The 15,054-nt window shown below is 73.9% G+C and carries 17 protein-coding genes and 1 tRNA gene; 10 read left to right on the top strand and 8 right to left on the bottom strand.

What is annotated here, in order from left to right; translation table 11 throughout:
* The first annotated feature begins 134 nt into the window (after window positions 1-134).
* Window positions 135-1,526, top strand: coding sequence for a glycine betaine/L-proline transporter ProP (gene proP / locus AC07FV_RS03095; protein ID WP_479084227.1), 1,392 nt, complete (start codon window positions 135-137; stop codon window positions 1,524-1,526).
* A 34-nt stretch (window positions 1,527-1,560) separates the two neighbouring features.
* On the opposite strand, the gene AC07FV_RS03090 is transcribed toward proP, so the two are convergent.
* A complete protein-coding gene (locus AC07FV_RS03090) occupies window positions 1,561-1,953 on the bottom strand; it encodes an FHA domain-containing protein (protein WP_479084225.1) in 393 nt (130 codons plus the stop codon).
* 70 nt (window positions 1,954-2,023) lie between these two features.
* Here AC07FV_RS03090 and AC07FV_RS03085 point away from each other — a divergent pair, with 70 nt between their 5' ends.
* Window positions 2,024-2,434 (top strand): DnaJ family domain-containing protein, encoded by a 411-nt coding sequence (locus tag AC07FV_RS03085; RefSeq protein WP_479084224.1) that lies wholly within the window; start codon window positions 2,024-2,026, stop codon window positions 2,432-2,434.
* A 10-nt stretch (window positions 2,435-2,444) separates the two neighbouring features.
* Here the strand turns inward: AC07FV_RS03085 and AC07FV_RS03080 are convergent, their stop codons facing one another.
* Complete coding sequence (locus AC07FV_RS03080) at window positions 2,445-3,191, bottom strand: hypothetical protein (protein ID WP_479084222.1); 747 nt, start codon at window positions 3,189-3,191, stop codon at window positions 2,445-2,447.
* 5 nt (window positions 3,192-3,196) lie between these two features.
* Complete coding sequence (locus tag AC07FV_RS03075; protein ID WP_479084220.1) at window positions 3,197-3,862, bottom strand: hypothetical protein; 666 nt, start codon at window positions 3,860-3,862, stop codon at window positions 3,197-3,199.
* Window positions 3,863-4,027: 165 nt separating this feature from the next.
* Between AC07FV_RS03075 and AC07FV_RS03070 the strand changes: the two genes are divergently transcribed.
* Together AC07FV_RS03070 and AC07FV_RS03065 are read left to right on the top strand one after the other, a co-directional pair.
* Complete coding sequence (locus tag AC07FV_RS03070; RefSeq protein WP_479084219.1) at window positions 4,028-4,528, top strand: GNAT family N-acetyltransferase; 501 nt, start codon at window positions 4,028-4,030, stop codon at window positions 4,526-4,528.
* A gap of 158 nt (window positions 4,529-4,686) precedes the next feature.
* On the top strand, window positions 4,687-6,087 hold the full coding sequence (locus AC07FV_RS03065; RefSeq protein WP_479084217.1) for a peptidoglycan-binding domain-containing protein: 1,401 nt from the start codon (window positions 4,687-4,689) through the stop codon (window positions 6,085-6,087).
* Between the two features lie 125 nt (window positions 6,088-6,212).
* Here the strand turns inward: AC07FV_RS03065 and AC07FV_RS03060 are convergent, their stop codons facing one another.
* Both AC07FV_RS03060 and AC07FV_RS03055 read right to left on the bottom strand, forming a co-directional pair.
* Entirely contained in the window at window positions 6,213-6,878 is a 666-nt protein-coding gene (locus tag AC07FV_RS03060; RefSeq protein WP_479084215.1) for an HAD family hydrolase, read from the bottom strand.
* Between the two features lie 207 nt (window positions 6,879-7,085).
* Entirely contained in the window at window positions 7,086-7,667 is a 582-nt protein-coding gene (locus AC07FV_RS03055; RefSeq protein ID WP_479084214.1) for a TMEM165/GDT1 family protein, read from the bottom strand.
* Between the two features lie 422 nt (window positions 7,668-8,089).
* On the opposite strand from AC07FV_RS03055, the gene AC07FV_RS03050 reads away from it, so the two are divergent.
* From AC07FV_RS03050 to AC07FV_RS03035, 4 genes are all read left to right on the top strand, one after another.
* A complete protein-coding gene (locus AC07FV_RS03050; RefSeq protein ID WP_479084212.1) occupies window positions 8,090-8,734 on the top strand; it encodes an HNH endonuclease family protein in 645 nt (214 codons plus the stop codon).
* An 88-nt stretch (window positions 8,735-8,822) separates the two neighbouring features.
* Window positions 8,823-10,457, top strand: a complete 1,635-nt coding sequence (locus AC07FV_RS03045; protein ID WP_479084210.1) for an alkaline phosphatase D family protein — start codon at window positions 8,823-8,825, stop codon at window positions 10,455-10,457.
* A gap of 267 nt (window positions 10,458-10,724) precedes the next feature.
* Window positions 10,725-11,177, top strand: a complete 453-nt coding sequence (locus AC07FV_RS03040; protein ID WP_479084209.1) for a DoxX family protein — start codon at window positions 10,725-10,727, stop codon at window positions 11,175-11,177.
* Window positions 11,178-11,396: 219 nt separating this feature from the next.
* Window positions 11,397-12,035: a DedA family protein gene (locus tag AC07FV_RS03035; protein WP_479084877.1), complete on the top strand. Its 639-nt coding sequence runs from the start codon at window positions 11,397-11,399 to the stop codon at window positions 12,033-12,035.
* Between the two features lie 524 nt (window positions 12,036-12,559).
* Here AC07FV_RS03035 and AC07FV_RS03030 read toward each other — a convergent pair.
* Window positions 12,560-12,793, bottom strand: a complete 234-nt coding sequence (locus AC07FV_RS03030; RefSeq protein WP_383641938.1) for a DUF2277 domain-containing protein — start codon at window positions 12,791-12,793, stop codon at window positions 12,560-12,562.
* A 4-nt stretch (window positions 12,794-12,797) separates the two neighbouring features.
* A complete protein-coding gene (locus AC07FV_RS03025) occupies window positions 12,798-13,331 on the bottom strand; it encodes a GNAT family N-acetyltransferase (RefSeq protein ID WP_479084207.1) in 534 nt (177 codons plus the stop codon).
* 117 nt (window positions 13,332-13,448) lie between these two features.
* Here AC07FV_RS03025 and AC07FV_RS03020 point away from each other — a divergent pair, with 117 nt between their 5' ends.
* Window positions 13,449-13,805 carry a hypothetical protein gene (locus AC07FV_RS03020; protein WP_479084206.1) on the top strand — a complete coding sequence of 119 codons (357 nt, stop codon included), beginning with the start codon at window positions 13,449-13,451 and terminating at the stop codon, window positions 13,803-13,805.
* Window positions 13,806-13,943: 138 nt separating this feature from the next.
* Here the strand turns inward: AC07FV_RS03020 and AC07FV_RS03015 are convergent.
* Window positions 13,944-14,018: transfer RNA gene (locus AC07FV_RS03015), tRNA-Val, on the bottom strand.
* 228 nt (window positions 14,019-14,246) lie between these two features.
* Here AC07FV_RS03015 and AC07FV_RS03010 point away from each other — a divergent pair.
* Window positions 14,247-15,017: a DUF4097 family beta strand repeat-containing protein gene (locus AC07FV_RS03010; RefSeq protein WP_479084204.1), complete on the top strand. Its 771-nt coding sequence runs from the start codon at window positions 14,247-14,249 to the stop codon at window positions 15,015-15,017.
* The last annotated feature ends 37 nt before the right edge of the window (window positions 15,018-15,054 follow it).

Genomic DNA, 15,054 nt, shown 5'->3' with positions numbered 1-15,054 from the left:
GTAAGCGGCGCATCAGCGCCTATGGTCTTTTTCTGCCCGCGGCCGTGTGCCGCGGGCTTCTTCCGGCCCGGCGACAGCGCCGCCGTGCGGGTCGTGGCGTCCCTGTCCCCGTCGAAAGGTAGGCGAGCGAAGTCTTGTCGGCTGCCCCCGTCGCCGCTCACCCGTCCCGCACGAGCCCCGCTTCCCCGCCTCGCGCCGCCGCGCCCACCGCCACCGACCCCGCGCTCGTCCAACGTGCCGTGAGGGCCGCGGCGCTCGGCAACGCGATGGAGTGGTTCGACTTCGGCGTCTACAGCTACATCGCCGTGACGCTCGGCAAGGTCTTCTTCCCGTCGGGCAACCCGACCGCCCAGCTCCTCTCCACGTTCGGTGCCTTCGCGGCGGCCTTCCTGGTCCGGCCGATCGGCGGCATGGTCTTCGGTCCGCTCGGGGACCGGGTGGGACGGCAGAAGATCCTCGCCCTCACGATGATCATGATGGCCGCCGGCACCTTCGCCATCGGGTTGATCCCGTCCTACGCGACGATCGGCGTCTGGGCGCCGGTGCTGCTGCTCGTCGCCCGGCTGGTGCAGGGCTTCTCCACCGGGGGCGAGTACGCGGGCGCGTCCACCTTCATCGCCGAGTACGCGCCGGACAAGCGGCGCGGGTTCCTGGGAAGCTGGCTGGAGTTCGGCACGCTGGCCGGGTACATCGGCGGCGCCGGGCTGGTGACGCTGATGACGGCGCTGCTCTCCGACGGCGACATGACGTCCTGGGGCTGGCGCATCCCGTTCCTGATCGCGGGGCCGATGGGCATCATCGGGCTGTACCTGCGGATGCGGCTGGAGGAGACGCCGGCCTTCGCCGCCGAGGTCGAGAAGGCGGAGGCGACCCGGCCCAAGGTGCCGCTGCGCGAGATGGTCACCGGGCAGTGGAGGGCGCTGCTGCTCTGCGTCGGCCTGGTGCTGGTCTTCAACGTCACCGACTACATGCTCCTGTCGTACATGCCCAGCTATCTGACGAGCGAGCTGAAGTACGACGAGACGCACGGGCTGCTGGTCGTGCTGGCGGTGATGGCGCTGATGATGGTCGTCCAGCCGTTCGCCGGCGCGCTGACCGACCGGATCGGGCGCCGTCCGGTGATCGCGGCGGGCTGCGCGGGCTTCCTGCTCCTGTCCGTCCCCGCGCTGCTGCTGATCCGCGAGGGCAGTCTGCTCGCCGTGGGGCTGGGCATGGCGGCGCTCGGCCTGCTGCTGGTCTGCTTCACGGCGTCGATGCCGTCCGCGCTGCCCGCGCTGTTCCCGACGCGGGTGCGCTACGGGTCGCTGTCGATCGGCTTCAACGTCTCCGTCTCGCTGTTCGGCGGGACGACGCCGCTGGTGGTGACGGCGCTGATCGGGGCGACGGGCGACATGATGATGCCCGCGTACTACATGATGGCCGCGGCCGTCGTCGGCGGTGTGGCGGTGTGGTTCATGTCGGAGTCGGCCGGGCGCCCGCTGCCGGGATCGGCCCCGGCGGTCGAGGAGCGCGCGACCACCGCGTGAGCCCGCGGCCGGTGCCGCCCTCGGGGGCCCGCCCTCACGCCTCGTGGTAGAAGCCGACGTTGACGCTGCGCGGCTCCGCCCGGTCCTGGACCACGATCTCGCCGCTGCCGCCCCGGGGCAGCCCCACGGTGTCGCCGTAGCCGACCGCCTGCGCGTACCCGCCGACGGTGAGCCGGACCTCGGAGGAGGGGTCCGGCTGGGAGCCCCGCAACCAGGTCAGCTGCCACGTGCCGTCGGCCCCGCACCGGAACTCCAGGTGCACCCGGGAGACGAACAGCCAGTCGTCCGGTGTCGACAGCCGGCACACGGCCTTGTCCCGGCCCACCCGCAGCACCGCTCCCGGCTCGCTGGGCGCCTCGGCCATCTGCATGCCGGCCGTGGCACCCGCGTCCGCCGCGGTCACGGCGGCCATGGTGAGTTCGAGCACGTGCGCTCCTTCGATCGTCGCCGCCGCATAGTAAATCGGACCGGGGTGCGGTGTCCGGCACAATGGGGTCATGACCGAGCGAAAGCCCCCGGGCGTCGACTTCGAGTCCTTCGTCGACAAGCAGATCCGCGACGCGGAAGCGCGCGGCGAGTTCGCACAGTTGCCCGGCGCGGGCAAGCCCCTGCCGAGCGAGGTCGACGGCACCTACGACGAAATGTGGTGGGTCAAACGGAAGATGGCCCGCGAGGGCTTCTCCGTGCTGCCCCCGACGCTGGCGCTGCGCAAGGAGGCGGAGGACGCCCTGGAGGCGGCGGCGAAGGCCCCGTCGGAGCGGGTGGTCCGCCGCATCGTCGAGGAGATCAACGTCAAGATCCGCGACGTCATGTTCAAGCCGCCGCCCGGCCCCCCGCTGGGTCTGAAGCCCTACGACGTCGAAGAGGTCGTGGAGCGGTGGCGGGAGGGCCGGGCGGCGGAGCGGTGACGCCCACGCGTCACAGGTGCATCAGGCGGTCCGCCAGCTCGCGGTAGTCCCGCAGGGCGAGGCGGAGCTGTTCGGTGTCGGTGCTCGTCGCGCGGTCGTCCGCGCCGGTGTCGTGCCAGGACGTGCGCAGGGTCGTGCGGCGGTGCGTCACCGCGTCGGCGAGGCGGCCGGCTATCTCCTCCAGGACGCGGTCGGCCTCCTCCACGGAGGCGCGCGGCGCGTCGACGAAGCCGGCCACCGCGTGGTGGAGGCGCTGGCCGAGCTTGTCCAGCTCGTCGTGCGGGAGAAGCGTGCCGTCACCGTGCGCCGACCGGTGGCCGGAGGCGCGGTCGGGTCCGTCGGCCCGCCGACCCGGGGTGTGCTCCGGACCATCGGTCCCCAGACCGGAGGTGCGGCCCGGACCATCGGTCCCCAGACCGGACGTGCGGCCCGGACCATCGGTCCCCAGACCGGACGTGCGGCCCGGACCATCGGTCCCCAGACCGGACGTGCGGCCCGGACCGTCGGATCGCGGACCGGACGTGTGCTCCGGGCCGTCGGTCCCCAGGCGGCCGGGCGTGTGCTCCGGACCGTCCGTCCGCAGGCCCGGGGTCGTCTCGCTCCGGGTGCCCGCCGCGTGATCGGCGCGCGCTCCCGGAGCCGGCTCCGTCGGCTGCTGCGGCGGTGTGGTGCCCAGGGCCGTCTCGCCCCGGGCGTCGGGGGTCTGCCTGTCTCGCTCGACGGGGATGCCGCCGGTCTGCCGGGTCACATCGGACATGTGGCTCAACTCTCCTTCGGCTGGCGCTTGTTGAACGACCAGGTGTGCTGGGTGCGGGTGGCCGGTGCCCGACCGTCACCCTCGGCTCCGGCACGGTGCCGGCTGCCGTCGTGGCGGGAGGGGTGGACCAGTTCCTCGAAGAGCGCGCGGGCCGCGACCATGGACTCGCGCATCTCCTCCGTGCCCGCCCCGCTGTCCTGCGCGCCGTCCACCCGCGCGTGCGTCACGCGGTGCACGCGCCGGTAGCCGTCGACGTGGTGGGCGTGGTGCACGGACAGCGCCGCGAGCTGCTCCTCGTACTGCCCGCCGTCCGGGAAGCCCCGGGTGCCGGCCAGCTCGGCGAGCAGCCGGTCCGCCTCGCCGACCGCTTCGCGCGGGGAGTCGACGAAGCGCTCCTGGGCCGCGGTCCACCGCGCCTCGTACCGCTCGCGCTCGGCCGGCTCCAGCGACCGGATGTGCAGCGAACCGTGCCGCTCCACGCGCTCGGCCAGCTCACGCTCGGCGGCCTTGGTGTCGCCGTCGTGCCGGGCCACGGCCCGGTCGTACTCGGGCCCGAAGCGCCGCTTCAGGTTTCCGTGCTGGGGGCCCCGCGCGCGCCGGGCCAGTACGGCCGCTACGACGAGCACGGCGGCCACGATCACGATCAACGCGATGATCACGCCTGTGGACATGGGTGCCTTCCGGGTTCTCGGCCCTGACCGGCTCTCCGAACGGGCCGGTTCGCTGTTCGGGTTGCCTCCAAGTCCCCCCGTAAACAGCGCACGGGAGGCGCCGACGGCGCACCGGTGGGAAAATACGCTTGCGCCGGGAGCCGGCCCCTCCCGACCATGCCGGTCATGACCTGGACCGTCGCCCCCGAACCCCACGACTCCCCCGTCGCCGCCGCCCTGTGGCGGGCGTACTACACGGAGGTCAGCGACCGCTGGTACCTGCTGCACGAGGGCCGGCCCACCGAACCCGCCGAGCTGGAGCGCGAGATCGCCGCGCACTCGGGTGCCGACCTCGCGGCGCCGCGGGGGCGGTTGCTCGTCGCCCGGTACGACGGCGAACCGGCCGGCACCTCGGGCGTACGGCTGCGCGACGACACCACCGCCGAACTGACCCGGGTGTTCCTGTACGAGGAGGCGCGCGGCCGGGGCGGCGCCGCGCTGCTCGTGCGGGCCGCCGAGGACGCCGCACGGGCGCTCGGGGCCTCGCGGATGGTCCTGGACACCCGGGGGGACCTCGTCGAGGCCCGGGCCCTGTACGCGCGGCTCGGCTACACGGAGACCGAGGCGTACAAGGAGGGCCCGTACGCCGAGCACTGGTTCGAGAAGCGGCTGTCGCAGGCCGCCTGACGGCAGGTCAGCCTCTCACTCTGGACGGTGTGACCGGATATGCCTGTTTCGACGCCTGCGGGAAGCCGGTGTTCGGGGGGCGTGTGCGCGGAAGTGTGGAGAAGATCTGCATAATCCTTGGAGTTCGCGAGGGGAGTCGCGAGGGGAGGGACGAACGCGTGGAACAGCAGAAAGAGCCGCCGCAGGAGCCGCTGGAGCCTGCCGCGGGCCATTCGTGCCCGGAGTGCGGCACGCCCAGGAGGGCCGACAACACGCCCTCCTGCGCCTGCGGAACGCGGGCGTCCGACGCCCTGCGCGAAGCCCGTACGGCCCAGGCGGCAGCGGCGGAGGACTTCGACCCCCTGCGCATACGGCCCTACGTGGAGCTGGACGACCACCCCGGGCGGACACCGGCCCCCGGGACCGACCCGGCTCCGGCTCCCGGGACCGGCGGCTCCGCCCCGGCGCCCGGGACCGGCCCGGCACCGGCCTCCGCAACACCCGCGACCGGCACGCCGCTTGCTCCCGGCACCGCACCCGCACCGGACGCATCGGGCACCCCGTCCACCCCCGGCACCGCTCCCTCCTTGGGAGCGGAGACGCCCGCGTCCCCGACGCCCCCGCCGGGAACACCCGCCACCCCCACACCGGCGTCCGCGACCGGCCCCACCCCGCCCGGCAGGGCCCCCGCGCCGGACGAGGACGCCACCATGACGCTGCGCGCCGTCGGCGCCGGCACGGGCGGCTCGGGCGGCACGGGCGGCTCGGGCGGCTCGGGCGGCTCGGGTGGCTCGGGCGGCTCGGCGCCGACGGAGGCGACCTCCGTGCTGCCCACTCCGCTGGCGCCCTCGGCCGGCGCGCCCAGCGCGCACGACCTGCGCCTGTTCGAGCCGCCCGCCACCGCGCCCGCGGCACCCGCGGGGCCCGGCGCGTACGGCGCCTCCGACGGACGCCCGCCGCGCGGACGGCGTCGGGGTGTGCTGCTCAGCGCCGCCGGGGCGCTCGTGGTCGTGGTGGGCGCGGCCGGGTTCGCGAGCGGACTGTTCTCCTACGAGAGTCCCTCGCGGGACGGGGCGCTGCCGGACGAGGTCCGCGCGAGCGTGCCGGACCCGTCGACCGACGCGGTGTCCGCGGCCCCCGCGCCGAGCCCTTCGTCCGCCCGGCCGACCTCGTCCTCGCCGTCCCCGTCCGCCTCCGCGTCGCCCAGCGCGAGCCCGTCGGCCTCACCGTCGCCGTCGGCGTCGAGCGCCTCGGCCACGCCGTCGCCGTCGGCCGAGCCGACGCGGACCGAGACGACCACGCCGGCCGAGGACCCGACACCGGAGTCCGAGGAGGACGGCCCGGACCGTGACGGCGGCTCCCCGCTGCAACGCGGCGACCGCGGCCCCGAGGTCGCCGAACTCCAGCAGCGCCTGGCCCAGCTGTACCTCTACACCGGCGATATCGACGGCACCTACGGCCACCGGGTCGAGGACTCGGTCCGCACCTACCAGTGGGCACGCGGCATCCGCTCCGACGAACTGGGCGTCTACGGGCAGGACACCCGGAGCCGGCTGGAGTCCGAGACCCGCGAGCCGTGAACGCGGGCGCCGTCACGTCGGCCGCCGGCCCCACCGGACCCTTCGGCCGACGCGCACCGCAGGTCGTGGCCCAGCCGACGCGCACCCCCAGGCCGTAGCCCAGCCGGCGTGCAGCCGGCCGCCGCTCAGCCGACGTGCAGCCGCAGCGTCCCGTCCGCGCCGGCCTCCACCCGGACCCGCGTCAGGTCCTCCACGACCACGTCGGGCCCGTGCAGACCGGCCCGGGGACCGACCCCGACGACCCGCATCCCGGCGGCGCGGGCGGCGGTGATGCCGGCGCCGGAGTCCTCGAAGGCGATGCAGTCGGCGGGGGCGACGCCCAGCTCGGCCGCGCCCTTGAGGAAACCCTCGGGGTCGGGCTTGCTGGCGCCGACGGACTCGGCGGTGACCCGCACGTCCGGCTGCGCGAGCCCGGCGGCGGCCATCCGCGCCGTGGACAGCGGCACGTCCGCCGACGTCACCAGGGCGTGCGGCAGACCGTGCAGCGAGGCCAGGAACTCCGACGCCCCGGGGATCTCGACGACGCCCTCGGTGTCGGCGGTCTCCTCGGCGAGCATGCGCGCGTTGTCCGCGTGGTTCTGCTCCATGGGCCGGTCCGGCAGCAGCAGCGCCATCGACGCGTAGCCCTGCCGCCCGTGGACGACCTTCATGACCTCGTCGCCGTCCAGCCCGTGCCGGTCGGCCCAGCGCCGCCAGACGCGCTCGACGGCGGCGTCCGAGTTGACGAGGGTGCCGTCCATGTCCAGCAGCAGGGCACGGGCGGTGAGAACGGTGGTGGCGGTGGCCGTCATCGGCAGACTCCAGACGCGGGGAGGAAAACAAGGCGGCCCCGCCCGCCGGTCAGGGAGAACGGGCGGGAGCCACTTTGTTTCTCCACGGTACAAAACGCACCGGGGGTCGCGCCACCGCCCCGCCGGAACGTTCACGTGCCGTTCGCCTCACCCGGCGCCCGTCCCGCCGACATCCGTCCCGCCGGGACCCGGCCCGCGGACCGGGGCTCAGCCGGCGACCGCCTCCCACAGGCTCCACAGGCCGAGGCCCAGCATCAGCAGCGCCGCGATCTTGGTGATCAGCGCCAGCGGCACCCGCTTCATCAGGGCCTTCCCGCCGACGATGCCGAGCCCGGCCACCGCCCACAGCGCGAGCACCGCGCCGAGGCCGACGGAGAGCGGGTCGTCGTAGCGGGCCGCCAGGTTCGCCGTCATGATCTGCGTGAGGTCACCGAACTCGGCGACCAGGATGAGCATGAAGCCCGCCCCGGAGACCTTCCAGAAGGACTGGTCCTCCGGCTTGCGGATCTCCTCGTCCTCGTCGTCCTTCCGCATCAGCAGCACGGCCGCGCCGCCCAGGAACAGCATGCCGGTGACCGCGTGCACGATCTGCTGCGGCAGCAGGGTGAGCACGCTGCCGGCCGCGACCGCCAGCACGACGTGCACCAGGAAGGCGGCGGCCACGCCGGCGAAGACGTAGGAGGCCCGGTAGCGGGTGCCGAGGACGAGGCCGGCGAGCGCGGTCTTGTCCGGGAGTTCCGCGAGGAAGACGACGCCGAAGACTACGGCCGTCACGGTCAGGCTGATCAAGGTTCCTCTATCGGTCGGGGCCGCCCCACCGAGAGTGCTGATCCTGCGCTGCGGACACCTCGGCACGGCAGCACACGGTCGCCCCCGCCGTACGGCACGGGCCTGCACTGCTTGCCGAAGGTCTCGCTGGCCGGCCCCGCGCACGAGGCCTGCCTCCGGGCGCCGGCTCAGACGAGCTGAGCAGTATGTCGACGGTCCGGCGAAGAGCTACTCCCCTTCTGCGCCGTCCATAGTACGCGAGCCCCCGGGCGGCATCGAGGGGCGAAAGTCCCGGGGCGTTCCGTCACGAGTCGCGTCACACCCATAGACGTGCCATGCACACGTCACTAACTTCTTACCGACCGCACACCTGTGCGCCATGCGGCGTCGCGAGCATTCCCCCTGCCCGCGCCCCAACACCCCCACCTCCCCAGGGAGTTCGCATGTCGAAGTTCTACGCGCGTCGACGGCTCGGTTTCCTCGCCGCGTTCACCGGACTCATAGCCTCCGCCGGGCTCCTCAACGGCCCGGCCGCCTCCGCCGCCCTCCCCACCCCGGTCAGCGGCGCCACCGCCCGCTCCTACCTCGCCACCCTCACGGTGAAGACGGAGAGCCGCACCGGCTACGACCGCGACCTCTTCCCGCACTGGATCACGCAGTCCGGCGCCTGCAACACCCGCGAGACCGTCCTCAAGCGCGACGGCTCGGGCGTCGTCACCGACTCCTCCTGCGCCGCCACCAGCGGCAGCTGGTACTCCCCCTACGACGGCGCCACCTGGTCCGCCGCCGCCGACGTCGACATCGACCACCTCGTCCCGCTCGCCGAGGCCTGGGACTCGGGCGCCGGCTCCTGGACCACCTCCCGGCGCCAGTCCTTCGCCAACGACCTGACCCGCCCCCAGCTCCTCGCGGTCACCGACAACGTCAACCAGTCCAAGGGCGACCAGGACCCGGCCACCTGGATTCCCTCGCGCACCGCCTACCGCTGCACATACGCCCGAGCCTGGGTACAGGTGAAGTACTACTACGACCTCTCGGTGGACTCCGCCGAGAAGTCCGCCCTGCAAAGCCAGCTCGCGAACTGCTGACGCCCCGTCCACCACGTGTTCGGCGCGGAGCCTCCCCCTCGGCCTCCGTCGTTCCGTACCGTACGGGGCGACGGAGGAGGGGATCACCATGGCCGGACTGCGCCTGGGACCACTGCTGAGATACACCGACGGCTCGTGCGCGACCGTCTGGGTCGAGACCGACCGACCCTGCACCGCCGAGGTCCGCTGCGCCGACGGCGCCAAGGGCACGGCCCGCACCTTCCGCGTCGCGGGCCACCACTACGCCCTGGTCCCGGTGAGCGGCCTGACCCCGGGCACAGCGACGGAGTACGAGGTGCTCCTCGACGACACGCGCGTGTGGCCGCTGCCCGACTCGCCCTTCCCGCCGTCGGTGATCGCCACGTCCCCGGCGGACGGGGAGCTGCGCGTCGCCTTCGGTTCGTGCCGCTGGGCCGCGCCCCCGGCCGGCGGGAAGGACCCGGTGGGCCCGGACGCGCTGGACACCCTGGCCGCCCGCATCGCGGCCGACCCCGAGGGCGCCCGGCCCGACCTGCTGCTCCTGCTCGGCGACCAGGTGTACGCCGACGAGGTCTCCGACGCCACACGCGAGTGGATCTCCGGCCGCCGGAGCCTGGACGAGGGGCCGGGCGACCAGGTCGGTGACTACGAGGAGTACAGCCACCTCTACGACGAGTCGTGGACCGACCCGGACGTACGCTGGCTGCTGTCCACCGTGCCCAGCTGCATGATCTTCGACGACCACGACGTCATCGACGACTGGAACACCTCCGCCGCCTGGCTCGCCGACATGCGGGCCACCGACTGGTGGAACGAGCGCATCCTGAGCGGGCTGATGTCCTACTGGGTCTACCAGCAGCTGGGCAACATGTCCCCCGACGAGCTGGCCGCAGACCCCCTCTACGCGGCCGTCCGCGAGAACGAGGACGGCACGGAGGCGCTCCGCTCGTTCGCCGCGCGGGCGGACGCCGACGCGACCTCCGTCCGCTGGAGCTACCGGCGCGACTTCGGCCGCGTACGGCTGCTGATGGTCGACTCCCGCGCGGCCCGCGTCCTGGACGAGGACCACCGCGCCATGCTGGACCCGGGCGAGGAGGCCTGGCTGCGCGAGCAGGTCATGGACGACCGGGACTCCTACGACCACCTGCTGATCGGCACCTCCCTGCCCTGGCTGCTGCCCCACCTGGTGCACGACGTGGAGGCGTGGAACGCCGCGATCTGCGCCGGCGAGCGGGGTGCCCGCTGGGCCCGGCAGGGGGAGAAGATCAGGCGGGGCGCCGACCTGGAGCACTGGGCGGCCTTCCCGGCCTCCTTCGACGCCCTCGCGGACCTCATCGCCGAGGCCGGCACCGGGCCGGGGGCGCCCGCGACGGTGAGCGTGCTCTCCGGCGACGTCCACCACGCCTACGTGGCCGAGCCGTCCTGGCCGGGACGCACCCCCGACGCCCGGGTGGCGCAGCTGACCTGCTCCCCCGTCCACAACTCGGTGCCGCTCTCGATCCGGCTCGGCTTCCGCTTCGGCTGGAGCGCCCCTGCGCGAGCCCTCGGCCGGCGCATCGCCCGGCACGGGCGCTGTGCGGAGCCCGCGGTCGGCTGGCGCAAGACCGGCGGCCCCTGGTTCGGCAACCAGATCATGACACTGACCCTGCGGGGACGCTCGGCCCGGCTGCGCCTGGAGCAGGCGCAGGCGGAACGCGACGGGACGACCGCGCTGCGGGTGATCGCGGAGCGCGAGCTGGCGTAGTCGCGTACGCGGGTGACGGGGGGCGGAGCCGGGTAACGGGGGGCGGAGCCGGGTACGAAACAAGTCACACCGGCGGGCTCCGCTTCACCTGTGGGAGCGCTCCCACCTGTGGCGCGGCCCGCCGCCGTGGCGCCACCGCACGTCACGCCTTGGCCTAATGTTGAACTTGCAAGTACTCGTTAGGCTCACCTAACGTGGGCAGCCCACTCGGTTCCGTCCCCCACCGGCCCCCCGTCGGGCCGGCCCGACCGAAGGAGCACCCCCCACATGTCCGGACGCCTCGACAGCGCCCAGCCCTACGCCCTCGGCCTGTTCCGCATAGTCGTCGGCCTGCTCTTCGCCTGCCACGGCGCCGCCTCCCTCTTCGGTGTCCTGGGCGGCGCGTCGGGCGGCGGCACGATCGACGCCGGCACCTGGCCGGGCTGGTACGCGGCCGTCATCCAGTTGGTCGGCGGCACCCTGGTGATGCTCGGCCTCGGCACCCGCGCCGCCGCGCTCGTCTCCTCGGGCTCCATGGCCTACGCGTACTTCAAGGTCCACCAGCCGTCCGCCCTGTGGCCGATGGAGAACGGCGGCGAGGCCTCGGCCATGTTCTGCTGGGCCTTCCTGCTGCTCGTCTTCACCGGCTCCGGCGCCTTCGGCCTGGACCGGCTGCTCACCCGGCGCACCTCCGAGCGGCCGGAGTCCGTCACCGAGCGGCAGACGCCGGTCGCGGCCTGATCCGGACCGCGGCGCCCGGCGGGACGCCCGCCGGACCGCGGCGCCCCGCCGACCGCTCCGGACGCCCTCGCAGGTGAACGCTCCGTGGTGAAGACCTGAGCCCCCTGTGAACTGTCTGTCACACCCCCGGCGTACGCTGTATGGCTGTCATCGGCCGCTCCTGCCGTCCCCGCGTCCCGCGGCATGGCCCGGCCCACGGGGGAGGAACGGGGAGTCGTGGTGCTCGAAGGTCTCGGCAGTATCGGTGCGCTGGTCAGCAGCCCATGGATCTATGTGGTGGTGGCCGTCTCCGTGCTCCTCGACATCTTCCTTCCGGTGCTGCCGAGCGGTGTCCTGGTGATCACGGCGGCCACCGCTGCGGCCGCGGGATCGGGCGCGGCGGCGGCCGGGCGGGTTCCGCAGGACGTCCCCGACATCCTGGTCCTGACGCTCTGCGCGGCGACCGCCTCGGTCATCGGCGACCTGGCCGTCTACCGCCTCGCCTGGCGCGGCGGTCCGCGTCTGGACCGCGCGATCGCCCGGTCCCGTCGCCTGGTCACGGCGCAGGAACGTCTCGGCGGGGCGCTCGCCCGCGGTGGCGGCGCCCTCGTCGTGGTGGCCCGTTTCGCCCCGGCCGGGCGCTCGGTGGTCTCGCTGCTCGCCGGCACCGCCCACCGCCGGGTCCGCGAGTTCCTCCCCTGGTCTGCCCTCGCCGGGCTGGCCTGGGCCGCCTACAGCGTGGCCCTCGGCTACTTCGGCGGCCAGTGGCTGGGCGCCACCTGGCTGGCGACCGGAGTGTCACTGGCCGCCCTCTTCGGCGCGGGGGCCGGGGCCGCGTTCCTGATGCGCCCCAGGCCCCGGGCGACGGAGGCCTCGTAGCGGACGGGTGGCACAACCACGCCGACCCGTGCGAGCGGCGCACGCCGGTCCGCGACCGGGTGGGCGCGACAGGCTCAGGAGGCCTTCCGCGCACCGGCACGGAAAGCCGCGACGGGTTCGTTCGGGCGGCGCACACCAGGCCACGGTCCGGTGGCCGCGACAGCGGCACCAGCCTTCCGCACACCGGCACGCACAACCGCAACAGCCCGTGCGGGCACACAGGCCGGACCGCGGCCAGGTGGGACGCGACAGCGTCAGCAGGCCTTCCGGGCGGCGGCACGAAAAGCCGCGCGGGCCTGCGCGGGCGGCGCACACCAGGCCACGGTCAGGTGGCCGCGACAGCGACACGAGCCTTCCGCACACCGGCACGCACAGCCGCAGCAGCCCATGCGGGCACACAGGCCGGACCGCGGCCAGGTGGGACGCGACAGCGTCAGCAGGCCTTCCGGGCGCCCGCACGGAAAGCCGCGACGGGCCTGCGCGAGCGGCGCACGCCGGTCCACCGCCGGATGGGCGCGACGGCGTCAGGAGGCCTTCCGGGCGCCGGCGCCTCCTCGTACCTCCAGGCCGTCCAGCAGCTCGGCCGTGGCCGCGGTGATCGCCTCCACGGCCTGCTCGAAGACCTCCCGGTTGTGCGCGGCCGGCGCGCGGAACCCCGAGACCTTGCGCACGTACTGCAGGGCGGCGGCCCTGATCTCGTCCCCCGTGGCCTCCTCGGCCAGCACGGGCGGACGCAGTGTCTTGATGCTGCGGCACATGAGGTCAGTCTCCCTTCTCCAGGTCCACCCGCCAGTCGTTCGACCTGATCCAGTGGCCCTTCGGATACTCGAAGTCGGCCTGTCCGAGCAGGGTGAAGCCGGCCCTGCGGCAGACCGCGTTGGACGCGGCGTGGCCGGTGTCCGGGAAGGCGTGCAGGTACCGGTGCCGGCCGGCCGCGCGGGCCGCCCGCGTCACCGCACGGGCCGCGAGGGCGGCCAGCCCTCGCCCCTGGAACTCGGGCAGCACCGCCCACCCGGTCTCCCAGACCTCCGCGCCCCGCCAGGTCCGCTGCCAGTACCCGATCGAGCCGACGGTCTCCTCACCGTCCGCCGACACCACCCGGTACATCCGCCCCGCCTCCAGCGCGGTGTACCTCCGGTGCCGGCCGAGGAGCCGCTCCTCGCTCTCCGGGCCGCCCAGGTGCGCCGTCATCTCCGGGCTGTTCGTCCTGCGCAGCAGCCACAGGTCCCGCTCCGACCAGGGGATCAGGCGCACCTTCTCCGCGCCGCTCCCGGTCCACTCGCCCACGCCGTCCATGCTCCTCACGGTAGGGCAGGGGTCTGACATCCGGCCCCGGTCTCGGCGGCCACCCTTTCGCGTGAACCACCGACGGGAACGCGCGCCTCAAAATCGAACAGGCGTATCATTGTGCCCGTGGCTACGACCTATGACTTCCCCAGTGACCTCCTCGCCGGTCAGGAGGAACTGCACCAGGTCCGGGCCGAGCTGGCGGCCCTGCTGAAGAGACTTCCCTGGTCCGTCGAGCCACTCGACGGCTTCAGCGACGCCGGCGGCTGGCGCAAGGTCGAGCGCCCGGCCTCCCCCGGCTGGTCGGCGGACGAGCAGGCCGAGGTGGAGAAGCTCCGGCGGCGCGAGCGGGAGCTGGCCGTGTTCGTCAGCACGCACCGCTACTGGTCGCAGATCACCGGCCCCGACCAGGTGGACGCCCGCTCGGGGTTGAAGCGGGCCCATGACGCCCCGTCGGACGACACCCCGGCCACGGACGCGTGAGACGGAGACGGAGCCCGTACCGGAGGAGCACCGCCCCGAGGCGGCCGCGACGAGAGCAGCCGAGAGCGGACGAGAGCACACGAAAGGCCCCCGGAGGATCTCCGAGGGCCTTCGCACCGACGACGGCGGCGCCGGTCCTGGTGGGCGCGGACGGTTTCGAACCGCCGACATCCTGCTTGTAAGGCAGGCGCTCTACCCCTGAGCTACGCACCCAGGCCGAGTCGACAGCCTACATGGCCCCCAGCGGTGCGCGGCAACGCCCGAGGGCTCCGGACCACCCGGCGGATCGGGGACGGGGGTTATCCCCACCCCCGATCCGCCGGTGACCCGCATCCCGCCGGGGCCGGCCGCTCCGTACGGTCGAAGAGTCTCGCCGCACCGGGTCCCGCACCGCGGACCGGCCCGCCGGCGCCTCGTCGTCCGTCCCTGGGGGAAACCGTCATGTCCCGCCGCATGCTTCCGCTCCGCGCACTCGCCACCGCCGGTACCGTCGCCGCCCTCGTCGCCGGCCTCGGCGCCTGCGCCTCCGCCGACGAGGACAAGGACCCCGACCACCGGACCTTCGCCTTCCGGGGCGACACGCTGACCATCGACGCCGACGACTCCGCACTGGAGATCGTGGCCGCCGACGGCCATCCGTCCGGCGAGGTCGAGGTGACCCGGTGGTTCCAGGGCTCGGTCGCCATCGGCTCCGATCCGAAGGTGACCTGGGAGATGGACGGCGACCGGCTGAAGCTGCGGACGCACTGCTCCGGAATGGTCGCCGACTGCGCCACCAGGCACCGCGTGGAGGTGCCGCGCGGCGTCGCCGTCAAGGTGCGGTCCGACGACGGCAGCGTGCGGGCCCGGGGCTTCCGGGACAGCCTGGACATCCGCACGGCGGACGGGTCCGTGCGCGTCAGCGACTCCTCGGGGCGGCTGGAGATGCGCAGCGACGACGGTTCGCTGCACGCGGACGTCTCCGCCCGGCAGGTGAAGGCGTCGACCCAGGACGGCTCGGTCCGCCTGCGGCTCGCCACCGTCCCGGACCTGGTGGAGACCCGCAGCGACGACGGCTCCGTGCACGTCTCCCTGCCCCGGGAGACGTACAGGGTGTCCGCCGAGAGCGACGACGGCTCGGTCGACGTGTCCGTACCCCGGGACGACGCGAGCGCCCACGTGGTCGACGCCCGGACGCAGGACGGCGAAGTCACGGTCGAAACCGCGAACTGACCGGGCCCGTGTGTTCGTCCTCAACGGGTGGGAGAAT

This window comes from Streptomyces sp. NPDC045956 (genome assembly GCF_056430705.1).
The sequence above is the reverse complement of the archived record's forward strand: the minus strand, read 5'-3'. Positions and strand labels throughout refer to the sequence as shown.